Origin of the sequence: Brevundimonas sp. KM4, assembly GCF_000964075.1 — a bacterium.
In the GTDB taxonomy this organism is placed as follows: Bacteria; Pseudomonadota; Alphaproteobacteria; order Caulobacterales; family Caulobacteraceae; genus Brevundimonas; species Brevundimonas huaxiensis.
The window spans coordinates 42,130-67,643 of sequence record NZ_JZRG01000003.1 but is presented as its reverse complement, the minus strand read 5'-3'; the positions used below and the strand labels follow the sequence as shown (position 1 = coordinate 67,643).

Below are 25,514 nucleotides of genomic sequence, written 5' to 3'. Positions count from 1 at the left end.
ATGCGCCCCTGTTCAGCCATCGGGCTTTCTTGGGGAAATCCATGTCGCGTCTGCTCGCCTTCGTCTCCGCCGCCGCTCTTCTCGCCACGCCGGTCGCCGCCCAGTCGGTGGACCGCGTCGCCGTCAACGGCATCATCGACCAGGGGCTGAACCACAGTCAGGTGATGCAGACCGCCGCCTATCTGACCGACCGGATCGGCGGGCGGATGACCAACTCGCCCCAGATGCGCGAGGCCGAACGCTGGGCGCAGCAGCAGTTCCGCGACTACGGTCTGTCCGACGTGCGCGCCGAAGGATTCGAGTTCGGCCGGGGCTGGTCCATCGTCCGCTCCAGCGCGCGCATGACCGCGCCGCGCCCGCTGGATCTGCGCGCCATCCCGGTCGCCTGGACGCCCTCGACCAATGGCGTGATCAGCGGCGGCGTGATCGTGGCCCCGATCTCCAAGGTTGAGGATTTCGACAAGTGGCGCGGAAAGCTGGCGGGCAAGATCGTCATGCTGTCCCAGCCGGGCACGGGGTCGGAGCCGACCGAGCCGGCCTTCCGCCGCTGGACCAGCGCCGAACTGGCCGAGCGCAACACCTATAATCAGCCCCAGCATTCGCCGGCCGCCATCGAACGCTCGCTGAAGACCGTCAACTTCGCCAATCAGCTGGACGCCTTCCTGGCCGAACAGGGCGCCCTGGCCTGGGTGCGGATTTCCCAGCGCGACGGCGGCCTGCTACACGGCACGGGCTACAGCTATCAGGTCGGCGCCACGCCCAAGCTGGCGGGGATGGAGTTGGCGGCCGAGGATTATCGCCGTCTGGCGCGCCTGGCCCTGACCGACGCGCCGCCGACGCTGGAGCTGATGAGCGAGGTCCGCTTCCACGACGAGGACGTCAACGCCTACAACATCCTGGCCGACATCCCCGGCACGGCGCGCGGAACCGAATACGTCATGGCCGGCGCCCACCTGGACAGCTGGGTGGCCTCGGACGGCGCAGTCGACAATGCGGCGGGCAGCGCGGTGGTCATGGAGGCCGCCCGCATCCTGAAAGCCCTGAACGTCAAGCCCAAGCGCACTATCCGTTTCGCCCTGTGGAACGGCGAGGAGCAGGGCATCCTGGGCTCGCTGGCCTATGTCGACCGTCATCTGGCGACGCGGGCTGCGTCGAACGATCCGGCGCTGGCGGGACTGCCGGACAACCGCACCTGGCGCAGCCGCTGGCCGATCGAGCCGCGCGCCGGCTATCGCGATCTGGTCGCCTATTTCAATCTGGACAACGGGTCGGGCAAGATTCGTGGCATCAACGCCGAGGGCAATGTCGCCGCCGCCCCAATCTTCCAGGAATGGCTGGCGCCGTTCGCCAGCATGGGCGCAACGACCGTCTCGCTGCGCAACTCGGGCGGCACCGACCACGTCTATATGCAGACCGTCGGCGTGCCGGGATATCAGTTCATCCAGGACCCGCTCGACTATTCCAGCCGCCTGCACCACACCAGCATCGACAGCTATGACCACCTGAAGGCCGAGGACCTGCGTCAGGCGGCCGTCATTCTGGCCAGCTTCCTGCTGAACGCCGCCAACCGCGACGAACCCCTGCCCCGCATGCCGCTGCCGACCCAGCCCACGCCGAGCGATCCGTTCGAATATCCGGCGGCGGACTAAGAGTTGAGGGGCGAGGGAAACCTCGCCCCTTCTTTTTACCGGCTCACGCGCGCTCCACGCACAGGGCCACGCCCATGCCGCCGCCGATGCACAGGGTCGCCAGACCCTTCTTCGCGCCCGACCGTTTCATCTCGAACAGCAGCGTCGTCAGGATGCGCGCGCCCGAGGCGCCGATGGGATGGCCGATGGCGATGGCGCCGCCGTTGACGTTGACCTTGGCCGGGTCGAGCCCCAGCTCCTTGACCACGCACAGGCTCTGGGCGGCGAAGGCCTCGTTGGACTCGACCAGATCCAGATCGGCGACGCTCCAGCCGGCCTTCTCCAGCGCCTTCTTGGAGGCCGGGATCGGGCCGGTCCCCATGATCGACGGATCGACGCCGGCGGTGGCGTAGGAGGCGATGCGGGCCAGGGGCTCCAGCCCGCGCGCCTTGGCCTCGTCGGCGCTCATCAGCACCAGGGCGGCGGCGCCGTCGTTCAGCCCGGACGCGTTGGCGGCGGTCACGCTGCCGTCCTTGGTGAAGGCGGGTTTCAGCTTCTGCATCAGCTCCAGCGTCGCGCCGTGGCGGATATATTCGTCCTTGTCGACCGTCACATCGCCCTTGCGACCCGGGATGACGACCGGCGTGATCTCCTCATCGAACTTGCCGGCGTTCTGGGCCGCCTCGGCCTTGTGCTGGCTGGCCAGACCGAATTCGTCCTGCGCCTCGCGGCTGATCGACCATTTTTCGGCGATGTTCTCGGCCGTCTGACCCATGTGATAGCCGTTGAAGGCGTCCCACAGACCGTCCTTGATCATGGTGTCGACCAAGGCGACGTCGCCCATCTTGTGCCCGTTGCGCAGCTGTTGGGCGTGCGGCGCCTGGCTCATGCTCTCCTGACCGCCGGCGACGACGATCTTGGCGTCGCCCAGAGCGATCTGCTGGGCGGCGATGGCGACAGCGCGAAGGCCCGAGCCGCAGATCTGGTTCAGGCTCCAGGCGGCGGCCTCCTTTCGAACGCCCGCGCCCACGGCGGCCTGGCGCGCAGGGCCCTGACCCGCGGCGGCCTGCAGCACATGACCCAGGATCACCTCATCGACCTCGTCGCCGGAGACGCCGGCCCGTTCCAGCGCCGCCTTGATGGCGACCTCGCCCAGCTTGGAAGCCGGAAGGGACGACAGGGCGCCCAGGAAGGAGCCGACCGGGGTGCGCGCGGCGGACACGATGACGACGTCGGTCATGGGATTTCACTCTTTGGAGAATAACTCGGCGTGACCGTTTTGCCGCATTGCAGCGCGTTCGTCACCTGCGACGACATGGACAGGGCGCGATTCAGCCAATCGTCACCCTGTCGGTGCATTGTCGCGGAACGATAGAGGCGATCGACGGATTGGAAGGTCCATGCTGCGCACGCTGAAACGTCTTGTCACCCACGTCTGCACGCCGGACGAGCTGGACATGATCGAGCACTATCCGACGCGCGCGGAAAAGCTGGCGGATCTGTGGGTTCACGTCGTCGGCCTGATGCTGGCGGCGGTCGGCGGCATCATCCTGGCGGGTCTGGCCGGGGTCTATGCGGGGATCGGCGGCGTGATGGCGACCGCCATCTACGCGCTGTGCCTCGTCGGCATGCTGACGGCCTCGACCATCTACAACTGGACCAACCCCTGCGCTGCGCGCCCGGTGCTACGGCGGCTGGACGAGGCGGCGATCTTCCTGATGATCGCCGGCAGCTACACCCCCTTCACCACCCAACGGTTCGAAGGTCTGTGGGCCATCGGCTTCACCACCCTGATCTGGACCCTGGCCTTCCTGGGCGCCGGGGTGAAGCTGTTCGCGCCGCGCATCTCGGACAAGTTCTGGAGCGGCGTCTACGTCGTCTTCGGTTGGCTGGCGGTCGCGGCCCTGAAGCCGATGGTGGAGACGGTGCATCCGATCGCTCTGGCCCTGCTGGTCATCGGCGGCCTGATCTATACCGCCGGCGTCTTCGTCTTCATCAGTCCGCGCGTGAAGTTCCGCCGCGCCATCTGGCACGGCTTCGTCGTCACCGGCGCGACAGTCCACTGGACGGCGGTGCTGGTCGGCGTCGTGCTGGCCCCGGCGATGAGCCACTGATCGACCGTCCGTTCCCGGCGGTTTCGCCCCCTCTGGCGCATCGCGTCGCAACGGAGGATAGTGACGCGTTGCAACATCGCGAGAACAAGCGTGGCTGACGAAAAGACCAAGGGTGGAAAGACCGGCGACAGCGCTCAGGTCGTCATCAAGAAGTATGCGAACCGCAGGCTCTACAACACGCGGACCAGCGCCTATGTGACGCTGGAAGACCTGGCGACCATGGTGCGCGAGGGGACGGAGTTCGTCGTCTATGACGCCAAGACCAACGACGACCTGACCCGCCAGATCCTGACCCAGATCATCTTCGAGGAAGAGAGCCGGGGAGAGGCCTTGCTGCCGGTTCAGTTCCTGCGCCAGCTGATCGGCTTCTACGGCGGTCAGATGCAGGGCGTCCTGCCCTCCTATCTAGAGATGTCGTTGGCCAACTTCGGTCGCCAGCAGGAACAGTTCGCCAGTCAGATGGGCCGCGCCTTCGGAACCGGCGCGGGTGCGACCCTGATGGAGGACGCCGCGCGCGCCAATATGGCGATGTTCGAGCGCGCCATGCAGATGTTCCCGGCCTTCACCTACCCGCGCGCCGAGCCGACGCCTGCCGCGTCGGACGACAAGGCTGAACCGGCCCCGCCGCCCGAGGCGCCCGACGCCTTGGACGAGATGCGTCGCCAGATGGACGAGATGCGCCGTCAGATTGAGAAACTGGCGGGCGGCAAGGGCAAATGACCGACCGGATACAGGCCGTCGGCGGACCGGACCGGGTAGATCGCCGCGAAGGCGAACGCCGCGAACGCGAGCGGCGCGCCCGATCCGCCTCGCGCGCCCTGGTCCCCGTCGATGCGCCGGAGATGGTCGAGCCCCAATCGGCCTCGGCAAGAGCTGCCGTCCTGCCGACGCCCGAGCCCGGCGCGGCCGCCTTCGTCGCCCAGCAGATGGGCCAGAGCGGGCAGAAACGCGGCCTGCGCGGCGGCCCGCCGGTTCTGGATGCGGCCCGCTCCGCCTACCTCGGAGCCGAATATTCGGGCGCGGCCGAGCGTCGTCCGAAAACAGGCAAGACCGCCAAGACCGACATCTGAGCTGACGCCGCTCCGGCGGCACGAGGTTTGCTGGGGGAGAGGCAGAACGCTCTCAGCCGGACCCGCCCATGCCCGCCGTCTTCGCCCTCGCCGCCAAAGCCTTCGACATCGCCGTCGTCGCCCTGATCTTCACGGCATTTTCGTAAGCGCTACCGCGCTTCGCGCTGCTTGAGCGCATGTTTCTTGGAGCCTACCGCGCTTCGCGCGACTTGAGCGCATGTTTCTTAGGGCCTACCGCGCTTCGCGCTGCTTGAGGCCGTTGTCGGGGAGAGCCGTTGGGCTCACGCCCCGCCGAAATCGAAATCCTTGCGCGACGCGATGATGGTCACGATGAACCCGGCCAGCACGTCCAGCAGGATCATGATGACGATCAGGAAGAAGGTCGAGGTCGCGAAACCCGGCAGCAGCAGGAACTCCACCAGCACGCCGATGAACAGGATCATCGACAGGGCGTGATTGATGATGGCGATCCGCTGGCTGGAGGTGGACTTCACCAGCTCGAAGAACAGCAGGATCAGGCCGAGAAACAGGATCAGGTCGCCCGATCCGATCGTCCACTGCGCGCCCGAGGTCATGGTGATCGAGAACAGCGGATCGCGCAGCAGCACGTCCGCCTGCACCATGCCCGCCCCGCTCGGCGCGCCGAACAGCACCACGATATTGTAGAGCACCACCGGGATCAGCAGCAGCGGAATGGCGAGCAGCATGGACGGTCCTCTTCGCAGCCGGTCCAACGGCTACGCCTGTTCACCCTGATTTAGCGCCGTTTGCGAAACGCCGCCACAAAGGTTCAGCGCTTGGGAAATCCGCCTGCCCGGCTGAGCGCCGACGGCGCCGGCCGGCCGATGGCCTCGCCGATCCAGCGCGCCGTCGCGATCAGGGCGTCCAGGTCATAGCCGGTCTCGAACCCGGCCCGCGCCAGCATATAGACCAGGTCCTCAGTGGCGATGTTTCCCGTGGCGCCCGGCGCGAACGGGCAGCCGCCGATCCCCCCGACCGAGGCGTCCAGCACATCGATCCCCGCCTCGACGCCGGCATAGGCATTGGCCAGGCCGGTGTTGCGGGTGTCGTGGAAGTGCAGGCGCAGGGTCGCACTCGGCGCGGCCGTCCTGGCCGCCTCGACCTTTCTCGTCACCGCCCAGGGATCGCCCGCGCCGATGGTGTCGGCCAGCCCGATCTCGCCGACGCCCATCTCGGCGATGGCGCCGACCATGTCCGCGACCTGATCCACCGACACCTCGCCGTCGAACGGACAGCCCCAGACGCAGGAGATCATGGCCGACAGCGACGGCGCGCCCTCGCTGGCCCCGGCGTTGTGGCGGCGGGCGACGATCTCGCCCAGCATGGCCAGTTGATCCTTCACCGCCAGGCCCTGGTTTTTCAGACCGAAGCCGTCGGTGGCGGCGACCGAGACATTGACCTCGTCCACTCCGGTCGCCAGCGCCCGGTCATAGCCCTTGCCGTTCAACACCAGGCCGATGCGGCTGCGCCCCGCCTCATGCGACAGGGCGGCCATGACCTCTTCGGCGCCGGCCATCTGCGGCACATATTTGGGATGGACGAAGGAGACGGCCTCGATCCGTTTCGCCCCCGCCTGCTCGAGCCGTCGCACCAGATCGGCGCGAACCGCGGGCTCAAGCACCGCCTTTTCGTTCTGCAGGCCATCGCGCGGCCCGACTTCGACGATCTGGATGAAGCGGCCCATCACTCGGCTCCCGCCACGACGTTGCCGTTACCGTTCCCGTTTCGGGGCGGCGGCGCATAGACGGTCAGGCTGACCGGATCGCCGGCCGAATAGTTGTAGCCGTTGACCGTCCCGACCGCGCGACCGGACACGCCCAGACGCGCCGCAGCCGCACGGAAGGCGTCGGCGTCGCGTCCTTCGACGATGGCGGGCCGCCCCTCGGCAAGGGCCTCGGCCGCGCCCTGGGCGTCGGTCAGGTCGGTGTCTCGTCCGGTCAGGAAGACGAAGCTGGGTTCATGGAAGCCGGTGATCGCCACCGGCCCCGGCGTGCGCCCCTGACGCGGGTGCAGGTCGGCCGCCTCCAGCGCCTTTTCCAGCTGGGGCGCGATAGCCAGGGGCCGCAACTGGCGGATCGTGCCCGACAGGGCCGCGTGCGCCACGATCCCGAACGCCAGCGAGGCGACCAGCGCTGCGACCGGCGCACGGTTCAGCAGCAGGAAGCCCCCCATCGTCCCCGCCGCCAGCGCCATGACCACCGTCAGCGCCGCCCAGGTCTGGGCCGTCGAGGTGCCGTATACGGTCAACCCATAGACAGTGATGCCGATGATCAGCAGGGCCGCGAAGGCGCCCAGCACCGCACCGGTGATGCGCGAGACCTTGCCGATGGGCTGGGCCAGGGCAGCGGCGGCCAGCAGGGCCAGCGCCCCAAAGGTCGGCAGGGTGTAGTGCCACAGCTTGGTCGGCGCCAGTTCGAACATCAGCCAGCCCGGGACCAGCCAGCAGACCAGGAACCGGATCGCCGGCTCAGCGCGTCGGCTCCAACCCGTCGAGACGGCGGCGGGCAACAGCAGGGTCGAGGGGAAGAACAGCAGGGGCGCCAGCAACAGATACATGCCGGGGAAGCCCGAATGGCTTTCGTGCGCGCCGGCGATCTTGGGCGCCAGATCCCCGCCGATGGCCTCGCGCCAGAAACCGCCGTCGGTGGCGATGGTGATGGCGATGGCCCACGGTCCGACCATCAGGGCGACCAGCGGCAGACCCCAACCCCAGCCGAGGCGATACAGCCATTTGACGTTCCGATCCCAGATCGACAGGGCGATGATCGCCAGGGCCACGACCAAAAACCCGATCGGTCCCTTGATCAGGATCGACAGCCCGATCCCGATCCAGAACAGCAGCTTGTGCGGCCGGATCGGGCGTTCGCCCGCCTTCGTCGCCATATAGATGCGCGCCAGCGCCGCCATGGCCAGGGTCGTCGCCCCGCACAGCATGGCGTCGGTCTTGGCGATCCCCGCCTCGGTCGACAGCAGGAAGGTCGCCCCCATGATGGCCCCGCCGAAGAAGCCGACCCGGCTGCCCAGCATGGCCGAGCCGGCCCAGGCCACGGCCCAGGCCGCCAGCATGGCGCCCAGCAGGGACGGGATGCGATAGGGCGCGATTTCGCGGTCCTCGACATCCGAGGTCAGGCCCACGGCGACCGCCTGCATCCAGTAGATGCCGACCGGCTTCTTCCAGCGCGGCTCGTCCTGATAGCGGATGTCCACATAGTCGCCGCTCTCCAGCATCTGGGACGTGGCCTGGGCGAACCGGCTCTCGTCGCGATCCAGCGGCGGCAGCAGCAGCAGGCCCGGCAGCCCGGCGATCAGCGTCAGCAGGGCCGCGAGAACCGGCCCGCGCCAGCCGGCGATGCGGCCATCCAGATCGAAAGTCTTCATTCCAGACTCCTTACACGGCGACTACGCCGTCGTCAGCCGTCTCCCCTAAGCCATCGTTATCCTCTATGGAGCGCCGATGACCCCCGAAACGCCCGAAATCTCCGTCGTCGTTCCCGTCCATGACGAGGCGGGCGCCGCCGTGCCCCTGGCGCGCGAGATCGCCGCCGCCTTCGCCGGCCGTTCGTACGAGATGATCTTCGTGGACGATGCGTCCCGGGATGCGACCCTGGCCGAGCTGAAGGCCGCCATGGCCGAACTGCCGGCGCTCCGCGTCCTGGCCCACGGGACCAATGCGGGCCAGAGCCGCGCGGTTCGAACCGGCGTCCTGGCCGCGCGCGCGCCGGTCGTGGTGACGATGGACGGCGACGGTCAGAACCCGCCGGCCGATGCGCCCCGCCTGGTCGATGCGCTTCTGGCCGCGCCTGGCGACGTGGGCCTGGTCGGCGGCCGTCGCGCCAAACGCCAGGACACAGAGGCCAAACGCCAGGCCTCGATCTGGGCCAACCGTATCCGCCGCAAACTGCTGGGCGACGACGCCGACGACACCGGCTGCGGCCTGAAGGCCTTCCGCCGCGACGTCTTCCTGCGGCTGCCCTACTTCGATCACATCCACCGCTATCTGCCGGCCCTGATGATCCGCGAGGGGTTCAAGAATCAGTATCTCGACGTGGACCACCGCCACCGCGAGGTCGGCCGCTCGAAATACACCAACTGGGGCCGCCTGCGCGCCTCTGTCTCGGACCTCCTGGGCGTGATGTGGCTGAAGACGCGGTCCCGCAAGCCGGGCGCGATTTCGGAGTTCTGAAACAGCCACACCCTCCCCGCTTCGCAGAGAGGATAGGCAAACAAAAAGGGCGGGACCTTGCGGTCCCGCCCTTCTGCATTTCAGCGTCGGTTAGCTTGGACCCCGGCCTTCGCCGGGGCGTCCGGGCGGCCCGAAGGCCGCCCTTCCGCTTAGAAGTCCATGCCGCCCATGCCGCCCATGCCGCCCATGTCGGGAGCCGCAGCGCCGCCCGACTTCTTGGGGGCGTCGGCGACGGCGGCTTCCGTCGTGATCAAGATGCCGGCCACCGAAGCGGCGTCTTGCAGAGCCGTGCGGACGACCTTGGCGGGGTCGATGACGCCCATCTGCACCAGATCGCCGTACTCTTCGGTCTGGGCGTTGAAGCCGAACGAGGACTGGTCGTTTTCCAGCACCTTGCCGACGACGATCGAACCTTCGACGCCTGCGTTTTCCGAGATCTGACGGATCGGAGCCTGCAGGGCGCGACGGATGATGGCGATGCCGGCGTTCTGGTCGGCGTTGTCGCCCTTGACGTCAGCCAGGATCTTCGACGCCTTCAGCAGCGCAATGCCGCCGCCGGGAACGATGCCTTCGTCAGCCGCGGCGCGCGTGGCGTTCAGGGCGTCGTCGACGCGATCCTTCTTTTCCTTCACTTCGACTTCGGTCGAACCGCCGACGCGCAGGACTGCAACGCCGCCGGCCAGCTTGGCCAGACGTTCCTGCAGCTTTTCCTTGTCGTAGTCGGACGTGGTGTCTTCGATCTGGCGCTTGATCTGGGCCACGCGGGCTTCGATCTCTTCCTTGCCGCCAACGCCTTCGACGATGGTGGTGTCGTCCTTGGTGATCGAGACCTTCTTGGCCTTGCCGAGCATGTCCAGCGTGACCGACTCAAGCTTGATGCCCAGGTCTTCCGAGATGACCTGGCCGCCCGTCAGGATGGCGATGTCTTCCAGCATGGCCTTGCGGCGGTCGCCGAAGCCCGGAGCCTTGACGGCGGCGACGCGCAGGCCGCCGCGCAGCTTGTTGACGACCAGGGTCGCCAGGGCTTCGCCTTCGATGTCCTCAGCGATGATCAGCAGCGGACGGCCCGACTGCACCACGGCTTCCAGGATCGGCAGCATGGCCTGCAGCGAGGTCAGCTTCTTCTCGAACAGCAGGATGAGCGGCTCTTCGAGGACAGCCTCCATCTTGTCTGCGTTAGTGATGAAGTAGGGCGACAGGTAGCCGCGGTCGAACTGCATGCCTTCGACGACGTCGACGGTGGTGTCGGCGGTCTTGGCTTCTTCGACGGTGATCACGCCCTCGTTGCCGACCTTGGCCATCGCCTGAGCGATCAGCTCACCGATTTCCGAGTCGCCGTTGGCCGAGATGGTGCCGACCTGCGCGATTTCCGAGTTGTTGGAGACCGGCTTGGAGTTCGACTTGATCTCTTCCAGCACCAGGCCGACAGCCTTGTCGATGCCGCGCTTCAGGTCCATCGGGTTCATGCCGGCGGCGACGGCCTTCAGGCCCTCTTGCACGATGGCCTGAGCCAGGACGGTTGCGGTGGTGGTGCCGTCGCCCGCCTTGTCGTTCGTCTTCGAAGCGACTTCGCGGATCATCTGGGCGCCCATGTTCTCGAAGGCGTCTTCCAGCTCGATCTCTTTGGCGACCGAAACGCCGTCCTTGGTCGAGCGCGGGGCGCCGAAGGACTTCTGGATCACGACGTTGCGGCCCTTGGGACCCAGGGTCACCTTGACGGCGTTGGCCAGGACGTTGACGCCGCGCAGCATCTTGTCACGCGCGTCGGTGTTGAACTGTACGATTTTAGCGGCCATGCGGGCAGCTCCTATCTATATGGATTGATTGAAGAACGTCGGACGTCGGGTGCTTAGGACAGCACGCCCAGGACGTCGGATTCCTTCATGATGATCAGGTCTTCGCCGTCGATCTTCACTTCCGTGCCCGACCACTTGCCGAACAGGATGCGGTCGCCGGCCTTCAGCTCCAGAGCATTGACCTTGCCTTGGTCGTCACGGGCGCCAGGGCCGACGGAGACGACTTCGCCTTCCTGAGGCTTTTCCTTGGCGGTGTCGGGGATGATGATGCCACCCTTGGTCTTGGATTCTTCTTCAACGCGCTTGACCAGCACGCGGTCGCCGAGCGGACGGAACGCCATCGGACTTCTCCCTGTAAAACCCCCGGATCGGGGCGTTTTTGAAACGGTGTGCGGCGCTCTCGCGATCGCCGTTTTGGCAGCCAACCAGCGAGAGTGCTAACGCGGGCGGGAGTTAGGCAGAGGCGCTGGCATCGTCAAGCGGCGCGTCTCTATCGCGGCGCGAATTCTCTGTGACAAATGAACCGAAAATGAATGCCGACCTCCGGGGTCGTTCAAACTGGGAGCGATAGAACAGCCTCAACGCTGGATGCCTTCCCCGCTCTGGAATGCAGTTCGGCAACGAAAGAAGGAGACCAAGATGTCCAAGCTGCTGAAGATCACTGCGGTCGCCGCCGCCCCCGTCGTGGCCCTGAGCCTGATGGCCGCTCCGGCTTCCGCCCAATCGCGCGATCGCGACAACACCGGCCGTAACGCCCTGATCGGCGCCGCCGTGGGCGGTCTGGCCGGCGCCATCTATGGCAACGGCGATGGCAGCTATATCGCGGGCGGCGCGCTTGCCGGTGCGGCTCTGGGTGCTGTGGCCTCCAACCGCGGCTCGGGCTGCGAATACTACCGCGGCGGCCGGTGCTACCGTAACCAGGGCCACTGGGAGCGCGAGCACGGCATCGATCGCAGCCGCTCGGGCTACGACTACCGCTACGACGGCCGCCGTTACGACTCGCGCTATGACCGCCGCGACTATCGCAACGATCGCGACTACCGTTACGACCGCCGCTGGTAAGCGTTTGACAGTCTAGGTGATCGGCAGGGCCCGTCCGCAAGGACGGGCCCTTATCGCGTCAGCCCATCAACCGCGTCATCAGGGTTGCCGTGGACGGATCCAGGTCCGCCGAGGGGCCGCCCGCGTCCACGTCCTTCAGGATCGCCTTGGCCAGGACCTTGCCCAGTTCGACGCCCCACTGGTCGAAGCTGTTGATGTCCCAGATCACGCCCTCGACGAAGGTCTTGTGCTCATACAGGGCCAGCAGCGCGCCCAGGGTCTCGGGCGTCAGTCGCTCCATGACGATCGATGTCGACGGACGGTTGCCGGTGAAGGTGCGGTGGGACGCCAGGCGCGTCGCCTCCTCTTCCGACAACCCTTGAGCCAAGCCCTCGACCTTGGCGGCCTCGGTCGTCTTGCCCAGCATCAGGGCCTGCCCCTGGGCGAGCGCGTTGGACCATAGCGGCGATTCCGGCGCGTCCGCATGCGTCTTGGCGACGATCACGAACTCGGCCGGCACGACCTCCGGCCCCTGATGGATCTGCTGGAAGAAGGCGTGCTGGCCGTTGGTGCCGGGCTCGCCGAAGACGACGGGACAGGTCTGGCGCGTCACCGGCGTACCGTCGCGATGCACCCGCTTGCCGTTCGACTCCATCTCCAGCTGCTGCAGGAAGGACGGCAGACGACGCAGGGCATGGGCGTAGGGGGCGACGGTGCGGGCGGGCCGGTTCAGGCCGTCGACGTTGAACACCTGGGCCAGGGCCAGCAGGATCGGCGCGTTCCGCTGCAGCGGCGCCGAGACGAAATGGGCGTCCATTTCTGCGGCGCCCGCCAGCATCCGTTCGAACACGTCCCAGCCCAGGGCGATGCCGCACGACAGGCTGACCGCCGACCACAGGGAATAGCGCCCGCCGACCCAGTCCCGGAAGGCGAAGGTCCGACCGCAGCCGAAGGCCGCCGCCTTGTCCGGCGCCGCCGTCACCCCGATGAAGTGTCTGGTCATCCCCTCGGCCGGCAGCGACGCCGCCAGCCAGGCCTTGGCGGCCTCGGCGTTGGCCAGGGTTTCCTGCGTCGTGAACGTCTTGGACACGACCACCACCAGGGTGGTCTCGGGATCGAGACCCGTCAGCGCCTCGGCCATATCGCGCGGGTCGATATTGGCGACGAAGCGAAGGTCGATGGCCGGGTCCAGCGGGCGCAGCGCGTCCCAGACCACGCGCGGCCCCAGGTCCGACCCGCCGATGCCGACATGGACGATCGCCTCGAATGTCTTGCCCGTCGCGCCCGCCTCGGCGCCCGAGCGCACGGCGTCGGCATAGGCCTTCATGTCCGCCCGCACCGCGTCCACCTCGGCCGAGACCGGCTCGCCCAGGGCCTTGAAGTCGGCGCCCGGGGCGGCGCGCAGGGCCGGGTGCAGCACCGCCCGCCCTTCCGTCAGATTGACGGCCTCGCCGGCGAACAGGGCCGCGCGACGTCCCTCGACGTCTGATGCCCTCGCCAGATCGAGGCAGGCGTCGAAGGCGGCCTTGGTCCAGCTCTGTTTCGACAGGTCCAGATAGAGCCCCGCCGCCTCGACCGACATCCGCGCCAGCCGGTCGGGATCGGCGGCGAACTGATCCACGATCCGCGCGGAGGCAGCCTCGGCGGCGGCTTGGTCGAAGGCGGTCCAGGCGGCGTCGCGGGTCATCGTCGTCTCCATCGGGAATGACAGGGTAAACACTCGTTTACGGCTGGGGCGTATTCAGGTTCAACGTCCCAGCGGACGCTGAAACAGGAAGTCACCTCCATGTCCTGCGGCCTTGCTCTCACGATCGCCCTGGCGATGTCCAATCCGTCCGTCGCCCTGGCCGCCGAACAGCCGGCCGCCGCGCCCGGCGCGCCGGTCTCGGTGGCGGGTGAGCCGCTGTTCGCCGACATCATCTCGCGCTCGGCCAGCCTGAAGGCCGTGGTCGATGGTTGGGCCGCCGCCAAGGCCGCCGACGACGCCGCCTTCTTCACCAGCCAGGCCTTCACCGGCTTCAAGGCCCAGGCCGAACAGTTGGCCGCCCTGGACATGCAGGGCCACCTGATCCTGAAGGAACGCGGCACCGACGGCGATCTGAAATGCATCCTGCGCGGCATTTCCGAGGACATGCCCAAGAAGGTTCAGGCCGTTCAGGCCGCCGCCAACCCGGCCGAACGCGCGGTCGCCCTGTCGGAACTGTCCTATCTGCTGAACGACAACGTCGAAGTCATCACCGCCCCGCCCAAGCCGGAAGTCTGACGCCTTCTAGAGGGCGGCCAGCGCCTCCAGCACGCCCTTGCCGTAGCGATCCAGCTTGGACTGACCGACGCCGGAAATGGCGCCCAGACTGTTCAGGTCGCCCGGCTCGGCGTGGGCGATCTCCAGCAACGTCCGGTCCTGGAAGATGACATAGGGCGGGACGTGCTGTTCCGAGGCGCGGTCGCGGCGCCAGGCGCGCAAGGCCTCGAACCGCGCGCGGACATCGGCGTCCATCGTCTCCAGCGCCGCATTGCGCCCCTCGCCCGATCGATCACGACGACGCGGGGCGGTATCGGCCCTCAGCGGCGCGCGACGCACCTCGATCTGGCGCTCGCCGCGATAGACGGCGCGCACCGCCTCGGGATCGCCCAGCCCGACCAGCGGCTTGCCGTCGTTGGGATCCTCGACCAGCAGACCTTCGAACAGCAGGTGATCGACGATCTCGCGCCAGCTGTTCAGCGAAATCTCGCGCCCGATGCCCCAGGTGGACAGTTGCTGCTCCCACGGCTGCACGTCCTTGGTGCGGGCGGTCAGGTGATCGACGACGCGGCCCCTCCCAAACCGGCCGCCCAGCCGCTGCACCGCCGCCAGCGCCTTCTGGGCCGGGACGGTCGCGTCATAAAGCTGGGGCGGGTCGCCGCAGATGTCGCAGACGCCGCAAGGCTGGGCGTCATGCTCGCCGAAGTATCGCCGCACGGCCTGGGCGCGACAGACGGCGCCGTCCAGCATGGCGAACAGCTGACGGGTTTTGCGCACCTGAACCGATTTGACCTCCTCGGCCATCGGGCGGCTGTCGAGACGACGCAGGGACCAGGCGATGTCGGAGGGGCCATACAGGGTGATGCCCTCGGCCGGTTCGCCGTCGCGACCGCCGCGCCCGATTTCCTGCCAATAGGCCTCCAGGCTGCCCGGCGGATCGGCGTGGATGACGAAGCGGACGTCGGCCTTGTCCACGCCCATGCCGAAGGCGATGGTGGCGACCATGACGGCGCCCTCCTCGGCCAGGAAGCGTTCCAGCCGGCGGTCGCGCTCCTTAGTGTCCATGCCGGCGTGATAGGCGATGGCGTTGGTCCCGGCGTCGCGCAGCGCCTGGGCGACGCGGTCGCAGCCGTCGCGGCTGCCGCAATAGACGACGCCCGACTTGCCCCGCCGTTCGCGCACCAGTTCGATGACCCGCGCATCGGTCTTGGCCCGAGACGCGCTCTCCTTGCGCTCGGCTGACAATTGCAGGTTCGGACGCGCGAAACTGTCGACGAAGACCGTCGCCTCTTCCAGCCGCAGCGAGCGCAGGATGTCGTCGCGGGTGCGGGCGTCGGCGGTGGCGGTGACGGCGATGCGCGGCACGTCGGGGAACCGCTCTGCCAGCAGACCCAGGTTGCGATAGTCGGGCCGGAAGTCGTGACCCCATTGCGAGACGCAGTGGGCCTCGTCGATGGCGATCAGGCTCAGCGGCAGTTCGGCCAGCCGGTCCATCATGGCGCCCGCCGCCAGGCCTTCGGGCGAGACATAGAGCAGGTCCAGCTCCCCCGACCGCGCCGCCGCCCAGATGGCCGAACGCTCGTCCAGCGACACCCCGGAATCCAGCCGCGCCGCCGCGACGCCCTGCTGCTTCAACGCCTCGACCTGATCGGTCATCAGGGCGATCAGCGGCGACACCACCAGCCCCAGTCCGGGGCGCAGGATGGCGGGGATCTGATAGCAGACGCTCTTGCCGCCGCCGGTCGGCAGGACCGCCAGCACATCACCGCCCGACAGGATTTGCTCGACAACCCGCCCTTGCAGTCCCCGGAAGTCGGCGTGCCCCCAGACGCGCGCCAGCAGCGCCCGCGCGTCGTTCAGGTCAGGCGTGTCGGTGGTGGAGAACGGGGGGCGCGTGGCCGGCATCCTTAAGCTGTGCACTCTTTGTTCCCAAACAGAAGACGCCGCCGGCCGCGAAGGCGACCAGCGGCGGCGTCAGAGGGAAGGGGTTTTAGTGGGCGGGCGCTTCGGCGAACTGGCCGCCGACGCGGTAGCGCCACAGATAGGACGGGGCGATCGCCGCCATGCCGGCCGGATGGTCGATGCCCAGATCGCTGAGGCCGAACGCATCGGCGGCGACCACATTGTCCTTCTCCAGCATCAACACCTGATCGCGCGTCAGCGGCGGGGTCAGGCCGACGAAGCGGCTCAGTTGCAGCAGCGAACCCAGGGGCTTGGCGACGATGAAGGGCACCGAAACCAGCATCCGGTCGCGGCCCGTCTCGCGACGCACCAGCTCCAGCACCTCGCGGAAGGTGTAGAGGCTCGGCCCGCCCAGTTCGTAGGTGCGGCCAGCGGCGTCCGCGCGGGTCACGCCGCGCGCGATGGCCTCGGCGACATCGCCGACATAGACCGGCTGGAACCGGGTCTCGCCGCCGCCGATCAGCGGCAGGGCCGGCGCCATCGTCGCCATGGCGGCGAAGCGATTGAGGAAGCTGTCGCCCGCGCCGAAGACCAGCGACGGACGCAGGATCACCGCATCCGGATAGACGGCGCGAACGGCCGCCTCGGCCTGGGCCTTGGTGCGACCATAGGCCGAGGGGCTGGCGGCGTCGGCGCCGATGGCGGAGATCTGGACCAGGCGCTCAACGCCCGCCGCCTTGGCGGCCTCGGCGATGGTCTTGGCCGCCTCGGTGTGAACGGCGTCGAAGCCGCGCTTGCCGCCTGCGTCATGCAGCACGCCGACCAGATTGACGACGGCGTCCGCGCCGCGCACGGCCTGCGCCACATCCGCCGGGTTGGTGATGTCGCAGCGCATGAACTGGATCTGTCCGGGATCGCCCAGCGGTTGGATCTCGATCGCCAGGACCGGGTTGCGCACCGCGACCCGAATGCGCCAGCCGCGACGCGCCAGGGCGCGCACCGCCTGCGACCCGATAAAGCCCGAACCTCCGAAGAGGGTCACGACGCCGGGGGCGAGGTCAGCCATGGGGAAAGCTCCAGTCGAAATCCGTTTCGGCGGGATAGACGATAGGGCGCCGCACCGCAACGCGGGCCTTCACGGTCACGCTGGCGTTCGACGCGCGGCCGCCCATCTGAGGCGGATGAAGCTTTTCACCATTGGCTACGAGGGCGCGACCCAGGCCGCCGTCATCGCGCGGTTGAAGACGGCCGGCGTGCAAACCCTGGTCGATGTCCGCGCGGTCGCCGCATCCCGCCGCGCCGGCTTTTCCAAGACGATCCTGGGCGAGAGCCTGAAGGCCGAAGGGATCGACTATGTCCACCTGCGCGGGCTTGGCACGCCCAAGACGGGACGTGACGCGGCGCGCAAGGGCCGTGTCGACGAGATGCGCGCCATCTTCGCCGATCACCTGGCCGAACCCCAGGCGCAGATCGAGTACGAGCGACTGAAGGCGCTGGCGGCCGACAAACCCGTCGCCCTGCTCTGCTTCGAGGCCGACCACGCCGGCTGCCACCGCGCCGTCCTGGCGGAACGACTGTCGGAAGAAACCGGCGTGGCGGTCGTGGACCTCTAGGCTTACGGCCGTCCGACCAACTGATCGACCGAACCGCTGGTGACCGGGTGATACAGCGGCCGGGCCTCGGCGTAGATGCGTCGCGCATTGCCGCGCCCCCAGTCGCCCTCGTTCCAGAGGGTCTGGAACAGCGGCAGGACGAACTTGCGACGGCCCTGGCTGGTCAGGAACTTCTCGGCCGTGGCGACCGACGGCTGATAGCGATGCGCCAGGGCGATCTGCAGCCAGGCGAAGGTCAGTTCGGCGTTGCCTTCGTTCGCCAGGTTCAGCGTGCGCTCCAGATCGGCCAGCTGCGCATTCGTCAGCCAGTCGGCGCCCGTCCGCAGGCCCTCGGGACGCCAGCCCAGGAAGCGCTGGCGCTGCTGGGTGTTCCAGTCCGCCCACGGAATGGCCGAGGCCAGTCCCTTGTCCTTGAAGAAGGCGACGGCGGCCGCATCGACCGGCTCAAAGGCGTGGGACATCGGCGCGACGGCGTTGGACGGCAGACCGGGCTGATAGACCCAGGCGTCCATCTGCAACTGGCTTTCCAGCGCCGCGTCGCCCTTGATCAGATTGTCGCGGATGTCCTGCAGGAACATGGCCGTGGTCATCGGGCGATAGGCGTTGCGGTCGAAATAGCCGCGCAGCCAGGCGTCGAACCGATCCCGCCCGACGGTGCGTTCGATGGTCCGCAGGAACAGGGCGCCCTTCTCATAGGCGATGTCGTTCATGCCGTCGTCGGGATCGCGGCCCTTCAGGTCCAGATGCAGGCGGGTGTCCGCCGCCGGCAGGGACTTCAGCGTGTCCTGAAGGCTGTCCCAGCCCAGCACCTGCTCCTGCATGGCGCGGTCATGACCATAGACCGACTCCATGATCCGGTTCTCGAAATAGACGGTGAAGCCCTCGTTCAGCCAGAAGTCGTTCCAGGTCGCATTGGTGACCAGATTGCCCGACCAGGAGTGCGCCAGTTCGTGCGCGACCAGCGACACCAGCGAGCGATCGCCGGCGATGATGGTCGGGGTGGCGAAGGTCAGCTTCGGGTTCTCCATCCCGCCGAACGGGAAGGAGGGCGGCAGGACCAGCAGGTCGTAGCGGCCCCAGCGATAGGGGCCGTACAGCTTCTCGGCCGCCGTCACCATCTGGGCGGTCGGTTCCAGTTCCCACTGGGCGGCGCGCAGGCGGCTGGGCTCGGTCCAGACTCCGGTGCGGCCGTCGAACGGCGCAAAGGCGATATCGCCGACGCCCAGCGCGATCAGATAGGGCGGGATCGGATTATCCATCCGGAAGCGCCAGGTCTTCATGCCGTTTGCAGCTCGCTCGCCGTTCGGCGTCAGATGATCGGCGCTCATGACCACCGTCAGGTCTTCAGGCGCGGTGATGCGGGCCGAATAGGTCTGGCGGATGCCGGGGCTGTCCTGGGTCGGCACCCAGGTGCGGGTCAGGATCGCCTGGCCCTGGCTGAACAGATAGGGCTTCTGTCCGCCCGCCGTCTGGCTGGGGCTCAGCCATTGCAGCGCCGCCGCATTCGGGCGGGTCGAATAGCGGATGGTGATCTTGCGCCGCTCATTGGCGGCGAAAGCCGGGAAATAGACCGTCAGCGGCTGGCCCAGGATCGGGTCGTTGTCGCCCACCACATAGCGCAGCGGCTGGCCCGCCGCATCGCGCACGTCCTGAATGTCCAGGTCGCGGATATCCAGCACGATCTCATTGGCGCCCGGGATCGCCAGGATGTCCAGGGTCGCCGTGCCCGCCAGGGTCCTGGCGTTGAAGTCGGCGGTCAGGTCCAAGGCCACATCGACGACACGGGCGATCTCGGGCCGGGCATGGGTGTGGACGTCCACCGCCTCGGGACCGGGCGCCGGGGCGATGGCGGGCGGGGTCATGGCCGACCCTCCCGTCGTGGTGGAGCAGGCGCTCAGACCCATGGCGGCGGCCAGGGCGAGGGCGGAGACGAGACCGAGCGCTTTGCGCGTCATCGAGGTTTTCCTGGGCTGATCTTGACGATTGGCCCGGAGAACGCGCGGAAACGCGAAAAAGATCAAGCCTTGGCGGCGACCGGCGCGTGATGGGCCCGGAACAGCCGTCCCCGCTCGGCGAACAGCACCCAGCCCAGGGCGACCAAGCCGAAGAGAGTGAAGCCGACCGACATCGGAATGGTGGTGCCGTTGAACTGTTGACCCACCGCAAAGCCCAGCAGCGAGCCGACGATGGTGGAGATGAAGCCTTGGATCGAGGCCGCCGTGCCCGCGATCTTGCCCATCGTCTCCATGGCCATCGATCCGAAATTGCCTGCGATCAGGCCGAAACAGAACATGGTTAGCGTCTGCAGCACCGCAAAGGTCCAGATCGATTCATAACCGCTGATCGCCACCACCGCATGGATGGCCGCGATGCTGGTGAAGCCGATCAGGGCCGTATGCGAAATCCTGCGCGAGCCCAGCTTCACCACCAGTCGCGCATTGACGATCGAGGCCACGGCGATGCCGCCCGCGATCAGGGCGAAGATGGCCGGAAACGCCGCCTCGGCGTGGAAGACGTCGGCGAAGATCTGCTGCGACGAGTTGATGAAGCCGAAGAGGGCCCCGGTGATCGCCGTCATGGCCAGGGTGTAGCCGACGGCCGTGCGATCGGTCAGGGCGATCCTGTAGGCCGAGGCCAGCCGCTTGACCTGGATTGGCAGCCGATCCTCGGGCTTCAGCGTCTCGGGCAGACGCACCGACGCCCAGACGATCAGGCCGACCCCGATCAGGCCCAGCCCGGCGAAGATCCAGCGCCACGGCCCGACCAGCATGATCATCTGACCCAGCGACGGCGCCAGGATCGGCACGCCCAGAAAGACCAGGAAGCTGAAAGACATGACCCGCGCCATTGTGCGCCCCTCGTACCGATCGCGTACGATGGAGACGGCCAGCACGCGGGTGCAGGCGCTGCCCAGACCCTGACCGACGCGGGCCATGATCAGCGTCTCGAAGGTCGGCGCCAGGGTCGCCAGCAGACTGAACATCACATAGACGCCGACGCCGAACAGCAGGACGGGTTTTCGGCCGAACCGATCCGCCAACGGACCGTAGAACAGCTGCGCCCCGCCGAAGCCCAGCAGATAGGCCGTCACCACCCATTGCCGGTCATTGTCGGTCGCCACCTTCAGGTCGGCGCCGATGTGCGGCAGAGCCGGCAGCATGGAATCGATGGCCAGCGCATTCAGCGCCATCATCAGGGCGATGAGACAGACGAACTCGACGAAGCCGAGCTCCTTCTTGGCGGGCGCTGACGCAAGGGAAGAAGACATCCGGGCCAGATGCGCCGTCACGCTCCGATCCGCAACCGCACGCCCGTCATAAATTGCTGCAATGCAGCGAAATCGGGTTTAAACGGGCGGCGCCTCGCCAAAGCCGCGAAGCTTCGCTAGAGGAAGTCATGACAGAACAGATGACAGCACAGGCGGCGCTGGACCGCCTCGAAACCCTCTACACCCAATCCGTGACCAATCTGCGCGACGCCGTGCGGGATTTCGTCAACACCGGCGCGCGGCCCGATCCAGTCAAACGCGCCGAAGGGGTGTTCGCCTATCCCGAACTTCGCATCCGCTGGGACGGGGATCGCCCCCAGGATCTGGAGCCGCGCGCCTACGCCCGGCTGTCGAGACAGGGCAGCTATTCGACCACGGTCACGCGACCGGACCTGTTCCGCCCCTATCTGACCGAACAGCTGGGCCTGCTGGAGCAGGAATACAATGCGACCTTCGAGGTCGGCGTGTCGCGCCAGGAGATCCCCTTCCCCTATGTAACCGACGGGCTGGAGGTCGCGCTGGACCGGTCGATGACGGCGGCCCTGGCACGCTGGTTCCCCACCACGGACCTGGCCCATATCGGCGACGAAATCGCCGACGGCTTGTTCGAGATGGGCGGCGACTTCCCCCTGTCGCACTTCGACGGCCTGCGGACCGACTTCTCACTGGCGCGGCTGAAACACTACACCGGCACGCCGGTGGACGACGTTCAGTCCTATGTCCTGTTCACCAACTACAATCGTTACGTCGACGAGTTCGTGCGCTGGGCCATCGAACAGCTTCGGACGCCCGGCTCGCCGTATCAGACCCTGTCCTGCGCCGGCGGCGTGGTGATCACGCGCGATACGCCCAATCCCGAAGCGGCGATCAGCGACACGGCCTGGAAGAAGCACCAGATGCCGGCCTACCACCTGACCGCGCCGGGCCATAAGGGCGTGACCCTGGTCAACATCGGCGTCGGCCCGTCCAACGCCAAGACGATCACGGATCACCTGGCCGTCACCCGCCCGCACGTCTGGCTGATGATCGGTCACTGCGGCGGTCTGCGCGCCAGCCAGACCATCGGCGACTATGTGCTGGCTCACGCCTATCTGCGCGACGATCACGTGCTGGACGCGGTGTTGCCGCCCGACATTCCGATCCCGTCGATCGCCGAGGTTCAGCGCGCGCTCTATGACGCCACCAAGTCGGTCAGCGGCATGCCGGGCGACGAGGTCAAGCTGCGCCTGCGCACCGGAACCGTCGTCACCACCGACGACCGGAACTGGGAGCTGCGCTATTCCAAGTCGGCCCTGCGCTTCAACCAGTCCAGAGCCGTCGCCATCGACATGGAAAGCGCCACCATCGCGGCCCAGGGCTATCGCTTCCGCGTACCCTACGGCACGCTGCTTTGCGTGTCGGACAAGCCGCTGCACGGCGAGATCAAACTGCCGGGTCAGGCCAACCGCTTCTACGAAGGCTCGATCTCCGAACACCTGCAGATCGGCATCCAGGCGGTCGATCTGATGCGCAGCGAAGGCTCAAAGTTGCACTCGCGCAAACTGCGCGCCTTCGACGAGCCGCCGTTCCGGTGATCCCAACCGTCTCCTCCCCACAGCGTGGGGAGGGGGACCGCGCGAAGCGTGGTGGAGGGGCTCTTGAAATCCGGCCGGCGTTTGTGAGGCGGCAAAGAACCCCTCCGTCTCTGCGCTACGCTTCGAGCCACCTCCCCATAAAATGGGGAGGAGACAAGCTCAGACCGCCGCCTTCTCCAGTTCGCCGGGCTCGACCGGGCTGGGCGCGGTGTTCGCCTTGCGGGTGTCCTGACGGCGCGGCAGGCGCCAGACCTGGTGCGAGCGATAGCTGGTTCCATCCCAGGCCAGAGCCGTCACGGTGATGGTCTTGGCGTCCCAGTCGATCTGGTTGAAGCCGGGCGGCGCGCCGCGCTCGCGGTGCGACAGCGTCCCGCAGCCGACGGCGTAGGAGCAGCGGTCCGCCAGCGGGATCGGCATGGCGAACGGCACATGGACGTGGCCGGTCATGATCAGATCGACGCCGGCCTCCGCGAAGATCAGCGCCGCCTCGTCGCCGCGCTTGACGTCGCCGGTCATGGGCGTGCCGACCATCTCGATCAGCGGATGGTGGCAGGCCAGGATCCGCAGCGCGCCGATCGGCGCCTGACGCAGGGCCTCGGCCGCACGCCGCGTCTGATCCAGATCGATGACGCCCTTTGACCAGTTGGGCCGCGCCTGCCAGCCGCGCGCGGTGACGACGCCGCGCACCATGACCGCATCGCTGCAGAACTGGCCGTCGTGGGCTGGAAAGCCGGTCGCGGTCTCGAACGCCCGCCAGGGATGGAAGACCCGCGCGATGGCGTCCCAATAGGGCACGTCGTGATTGCCGACGATGACGAAGCGCGGCTCGGGCATGGCCCGCATCCATTCGCCGGCCGCCTTGAACTCGTCGGGAAACCCCTTCTGGGTGATGTCGCCAGTGATCAGCACCAGATCGTTCGGCGTGGCGTGGGCGTATTCCAGGGCGGCGGCGCAAGCGTGTTTGTGTTCGCAGCCGAAATGGACGTCGGAGAACTGAAGAACGCGTCCCATCAGACGCTGTCCTCGGCCGAGGGCGGTTTGGGCGCCAGCGCCTTGAAAGCCTTGGGCACGAAACGGATCACGGCCTCGGGCTTCAGCAGCAACGGCTCGCCGTCGATCACGGCCGGAATCTTGGAGCGGGCGCGCACCTCGATCCGTTTCGCCGGGCGGGTCGAGACGGCCGGGTCCTGACGCCAGTCGCTGAACAGCGCCGTCGCGGCCAGGCGGAAGGCCTGGGTCGTGTCGCTGGGGTCCATGGCCGCGGCCTCCAGTCCAATGGGATCCTCCATCGCCTTGGAGATCATCGGGCTGATCAGCACCAGCGCCTCGGTGCGGCGTTTCTCGCCGCCATCCAGGGTGAAGCGCAGGCGACCCGAGAAGGCGCGTTTCAGGGCGCGACGGCCATATTGCCAGGCCAGCTTGATCTTGCCGGTCCTCATCGCCTCGCGCGCCGGGGCCCACAGCGCGGGCGATCCCAGAATGGCGGCGCAATAGAAGTATTCGCCCTGAACCTCGCCGCCGGAAACGGCCTGGGGCTCGCCCTCCTCCAGCGCCCGCTTCAGCGCCAGCTTCCAGTCGGCGGTGCCGTAAAGCGCCTTGGGCAACATGTTCATCGTGCCGCCCGGCAGGGGCGCGATCATCGGACCGTCCGGCTTGGCCTTGGACGCCACCGAGCGCGCCGTGCCGTCGCCGGCCAGAACGAAGATCACATCCGGCTTGGCGTCAAAGGCTTCGGCGATCGTCTTGTCGAAGTCGCCGCCGCCCAGCGTCATCACCTCGGCCTTCAGATCATAGTCGGCCAGGATCGCCTCGGCCTCGCCCGCCGCACGCGGTCCGACGCTGCCGGACAGCGGATTGACCAGCATCACGACGTGCCGGATCTGAGAGCGAGTGGACGGCGCGCAGCGCACGTCTGTTTCGGGCGTATCGGGAGCAGCGACATCAGTCATGGCGGCCGAACGCCCCGCAGACGCCGTCGTTCCGCCCAAGCGTCACCATAGTTGCCGATGCAGTTTGTCGACGCGGAACCTATGCCGCGAGGACACGTTTGCTGCCCACAGGGGCCAACACCCAGGGACAAAGGAATTCATCATGAAAAAGGCGATTATCGCGATTGCCGGCGCCGGCCTGCTGGCTTCGGCCTGCGCCAGCGACCCGTACGGCTATAACAACGGCTCGAACGAGACCGTCCGCCAAGGCGCCACCGGCGCCGGCCTGGGCGCCGTCGCCGGCGCCATCATCGGCAACAACGTCGGCGGCGGCAACGCTGCGACCGGCGCCCTGATCGGCGGCGCCCTGGGCGGCACCGCAGGCGCCATCCGCGGCTCGAACCAGGACCGCAACAACCAGCAGCGTTATCGCGACAGCCAAGGTCGCTACTACTACTGCTACGACAACCGTCAGGACGAGTGCTACTGGGACAACGGTCAGCGCCGTTATTGATCAGTGATCAAATGCCGGTCGCGAAGGTCCGCGACCGGCGTTAGGTTGAAGAGGCGGCCTGTCAGACGACGGGCCGCCTCTTTTGCGTAATGGGCCGGCCGAGCCGGAGGAGGGCTGAGATGAAGCGATCAATGGGTCTGGCCGTGGCGGCCGTGGGCGTGCTGGCGGCGTGCGCGCCGATGCCCAAACGCGAGGCGCTGGTGGTGGGCGAATCGCTGTGCGCGCCGGGGCGTTTCGATATCTATTTCCTGGAGAACCAGGCGCGGCTGACCGAGCCGGCGGCGATGGTGCTGAAGGCGGCGGCGAGCAAGGCCAAGGATTGCGACGTGCGCAAGGTGCGCGTGGTGGGCCTAGCCGACGCCACGGGGACGCCCGAAGCCAATCTGAACCTTTCGCAGCGGCGCGCCCGGACGGTGGTCGAGGCGCTGACCCAGGCGGGCATGCCGGCGCCGATCTTCGAGCTGAACGCCGCAGGCGACGCGGGCGCCACGACCGCAGCCGGCAATGACGAACCGCTGCGGCGCCGTGCGGAGGTGATCTACGAGGCCTATCCGCGCTGATCGACGCGGGGGCGGGCGCAGCGATGGCGCGGGGACGCGTGACGCATTAGGTTGCGGCGC

24 protein-coding genes are annotated in these 25,514 nt (G+C 67.6%); 11 read left to right on the top strand and 13 right to left on the bottom strand.

Translation table 11 applies throughout. The features are described 5' to 3' along the window. The first annotated feature begins 41 nt into the window (after nucleotides 1-41). Nucleotides 42-1,649, top strand: coding sequence for a M20/M25/M40 family metallo-hydrolase (locus tag VH88_RS00485; protein ID WP_045809504.1), 1,608 nt, complete (start codon nucleotides 42-44; stop codon nucleotides 1,647-1,649). Between the two features lie 43 nt (nucleotides 1,650-1,692). Here VH88_RS00485 and VH88_RS00480 read toward each other — a convergent pair whose 3' ends face one another. Then, the gene (locus tag VH88_RS00480; protein ID WP_045809503.1) at nucleotides 1,693-2,868 is read right to left on the bottom strand and encodes an acetyl-CoA C-acetyltransferase; all 1,176 of its coding nucleotides are present in this window, start codon (nucleotides 2,866-2,868) and stop codon (nucleotides 1,693-1,695) included. A gap of 160 nt (nucleotides 2,869-3,028) precedes the next feature. Here VH88_RS00480 and VH88_RS00475 point away from each other — a divergent pair, with 160 nt between their 5' ends. From VH88_RS00475 to VH88_RS00465, 3 genes are all read left to right on the top strand, one after another. Next, the gene (locus tag VH88_RS00475) at nucleotides 3,029-3,742 is read left to right on the top strand and encodes a hemolysin III family protein (RefSeq protein ID WP_017505478.1); all 714 of its coding nucleotides are present in this window, start codon (nucleotides 3,029-3,031) and stop codon (nucleotides 3,740-3,742) included. 90 nt (nucleotides 3,743-3,832) lie between these two features. Next, nucleotides 3,833-4,462, top strand: a complete 630-nt coding sequence (phaR, locus tag VH88_RS00470; RefSeq protein ID WP_039245806.1) for a polyhydroxyalkanoate synthesis repressor PhaR — start codon at nucleotides 3,833-3,835, stop codon at nucleotides 4,460-4,462. Next, nucleotides 4,459-4,812, top strand: coding sequence for a hypothetical protein (locus VH88_RS00465; protein ID WP_045809502.1), 354 nt, complete (start codon nucleotides 4,459-4,461; stop codon nucleotides 4,810-4,812). The genes phaR and VH88_RS00465 overlap by 4 nt, the downstream gene beginning before the upstream one ends. Before the next feature lie 281 nt (nucleotides 4,813-5,093). Here VH88_RS00465 and VH88_RS00460 read toward each other — a convergent pair whose 3' ends face one another. From VH88_RS00460 to VH88_RS00450, 3 genes are all read right to left on the bottom strand, one after another. Next, a complete protein-coding gene (locus VH88_RS00460; RefSeq protein WP_045809501.1) occupies nucleotides 5,094-5,519 on the bottom strand; it encodes a hypothetical protein in 426 nt (141 codons plus the stop codon). An 83-nt stretch (nucleotides 5,520-5,602) separates the two neighbouring features. Continuing rightward, nucleotides 5,603-6,517, bottom strand: a complete 915-nt coding sequence (locus tag VH88_RS00455; protein ID WP_045809500.1) for a hydroxymethylglutaryl-CoA lyase — start codon at nucleotides 6,515-6,517, stop codon at nucleotides 5,603-5,605. Next, nucleotides 6,517-8,211 (bottom strand): glycosyltransferase family 39 protein, encoded by a 1,695-nt coding sequence (locus VH88_RS00450; protein WP_045809499.1) that lies wholly within the window; start codon nucleotides 8,209-8,211, stop codon nucleotides 6,517-6,519. The genes VH88_RS00455 and VH88_RS00450 overlap by 1 nt, the downstream gene beginning before the upstream one ends. Nucleotides 8,212-8,287: 76 nt before the next feature. On the opposite strand from VH88_RS00450, the gene VH88_RS00445 reads away from it, so the two are divergent. Then, entirely contained in the window at nucleotides 8,288-9,016 is a 729-nt protein-coding gene (locus VH88_RS00445; RefSeq protein ID WP_039245802.1) for a glycosyltransferase family 2 protein, read from the top strand. 149 nt (nucleotides 9,017-9,165) lie between these two features. Here the strand turns inward: VH88_RS00445 and groL are convergent, their stop codons facing one another. Beyond that, the gene (gene groL / locus VH88_RS00440) at nucleotides 9,166-10,812 is read right to left on the bottom strand and encodes a chaperonin GroEL (RefSeq protein ID WP_045809498.1); all 1,647 of its coding nucleotides are present in this window, start codon (nucleotides 10,810-10,812) and stop codon (nucleotides 9,166-9,168) included. Nucleotides 10,813-10,865: 53 nt separating this feature from the next. Next, nucleotides 10,866-11,153 (bottom strand): co-chaperone GroES, encoded by a 288-nt coding sequence (groES, locus tag VH88_RS00435; protein WP_017505470.1) that lies wholly within the window; start codon nucleotides 11,151-11,153, stop codon nucleotides 10,866-10,868. 298 nt (nucleotides 11,154-11,451) lie between these two features. Here groES and VH88_RS00430 point away from each other — a divergent pair, with 298 nt between their 5' ends. Further along, on the top strand, nucleotides 11,452-11,874 hold the full coding sequence (locus tag VH88_RS00430) for a hypothetical protein (protein WP_039245800.1): 423 nt from the start codon (nucleotides 11,452-11,454) through the stop codon (nucleotides 11,872-11,874). A 58-nt stretch (nucleotides 11,875-11,932) separates the two neighbouring features. Here VH88_RS00430 and pgi read toward each other — a convergent pair whose 3' ends face one another. Beyond that, nucleotides 11,933-13,540: a glucose-6-phosphate isomerase gene (gene pgi, locus VH88_RS00425; protein ID WP_039245853.1), complete on the bottom strand. Its 1,608-nt coding sequence runs from the start codon at nucleotides 13,538-13,540 to the stop codon at nucleotides 11,933-11,935. A gap of 99 nt (nucleotides 13,541-13,639) precedes the next feature. Here pgi and VH88_RS00420 point away from each other — a divergent pair, with 99 nt between their 5' ends. Continuing rightward, nucleotides 13,640-14,116: a hypothetical protein gene (locus VH88_RS00420; RefSeq protein ID WP_039245799.1), complete on the top strand. Its 477-nt coding sequence runs from the start codon at nucleotides 13,640-13,642 to the stop codon at nucleotides 14,114-14,116. Between the two features lie 6 nt (nucleotides 14,117-14,122). On the opposite strand, the gene recQ is transcribed toward VH88_RS00420, so the two are convergent. Both recQ and VH88_RS00410 read right to left on the bottom strand, forming a co-directional pair. After that, nucleotides 14,123-16,000, bottom strand: coding sequence for a DNA helicase RecQ (gene recQ, locus VH88_RS00415; protein ID WP_045809497.1), 1,878 nt, complete (start codon nucleotides 15,998-16,000; stop codon nucleotides 14,123-14,125). Nucleotides 16,001-16,085: 85 nt separating this feature from the next. Further along, on the bottom strand, nucleotides 16,086-17,063 hold the full coding sequence (locus VH88_RS00410; protein ID WP_045809496.1) for a complex I NDUFA9 subunit family protein: 978 nt from the start codon (nucleotides 17,061-17,063) through the stop codon (nucleotides 16,086-16,088). Nucleotides 17,064-17,178: 115 nt separating this feature from the next. Here VH88_RS00410 and VH88_RS00405 point away from each other — a divergent pair, with 115 nt between their 5' ends. Then, nucleotides 17,179-17,610, top strand: coding sequence for a DUF488 family protein (locus tag VH88_RS00405; protein ID WP_045809495.1), 432 nt, complete (start codon nucleotides 17,179-17,181; stop codon nucleotides 17,608-17,610). 2 nt (nucleotides 17,611-17,612) lie between these two features. Here VH88_RS00405 and VH88_RS00400 read toward each other — a convergent pair whose 3' ends face one another. After that, the gene (locus VH88_RS00400; RefSeq protein ID WP_045809494.1) at nucleotides 17,613-19,565 is read right to left on the bottom strand and encodes a M1 family metallopeptidase; all 1,953 of its coding nucleotides are present in this window, start codon (nucleotides 19,563-19,565) and stop codon (nucleotides 17,613-17,615) included. Nucleotides 19,566-19,627: 62 nt separating this feature from the next. Then, nucleotides 19,628-20,878, bottom strand: coding sequence for a multidrug effflux MFS transporter (locus tag VH88_RS00395; protein ID WP_045809583.1), 1,251 nt, complete (start codon nucleotides 20,876-20,878; stop codon nucleotides 19,628-19,630). Nucleotides 20,879-21,006: 128 nt separating this feature from the next. Here VH88_RS00395 and VH88_RS00390 point away from each other — a divergent pair, with 128 nt between their 5' ends. Beyond that, nucleotides 21,007-22,452, top strand: a complete 1,446-nt coding sequence (locus VH88_RS00390; RefSeq protein WP_017505461.1) for an AMP nucleosidase — start codon at nucleotides 21,007-21,009, stop codon at nucleotides 22,450-22,452. A 159-nt stretch (nucleotides 22,453-22,611) separates the two neighbouring features. Here the strand turns inward: VH88_RS00390 and VH88_RS00385 are convergent, their stop codons facing one another. Then, nucleotides 22,612-23,463 carry a metallophosphoesterase gene (locus tag VH88_RS00385; RefSeq protein WP_045809493.1) on the bottom strand — a complete coding sequence of 284 codons (852 nt, stop codon included), beginning with the start codon at nucleotides 23,461-23,463 and terminating at the stop codon, nucleotides 22,612-22,614. After that, on the bottom strand, nucleotides 23,463-24,401 hold the full coding sequence (locus VH88_RS00380; RefSeq protein WP_052689431.1) for a diacylglycerol kinase family protein: 939 nt from the start codon (nucleotides 24,399-24,401) through the stop codon (nucleotides 23,463-23,465). The genes VH88_RS00385 and VH88_RS00380 overlap by 1 nt, the downstream gene beginning before the upstream one ends. Before the next feature lie 142 nt (nucleotides 24,402-24,543). On the opposite strand from VH88_RS00380, the gene VH88_RS00375 reads away from it, so the two are divergent. Both VH88_RS00375 and VH88_RS00370 read left to right on the top strand, forming a co-directional pair. Then, on the top strand, nucleotides 24,544-24,894 hold the full coding sequence (locus VH88_RS00375) for a glycine zipper domain-containing protein (protein WP_039245790.1): 351 nt from the start codon (nucleotides 24,544-24,546) through the stop codon (nucleotides 24,892-24,894). 119 nt (nucleotides 24,895-25,013) lie between these two features. Continuing rightward, nucleotides 25,014-25,454: an OmpA family protein gene (locus VH88_RS00370; protein WP_045809491.1), complete on the top strand. Its 441-nt coding sequence runs from the start codon at nucleotides 25,014-25,016 to the stop codon at nucleotides 25,452-25,454. Nucleotides 25,455-25,514 lie beyond the last annotated feature (60 nt).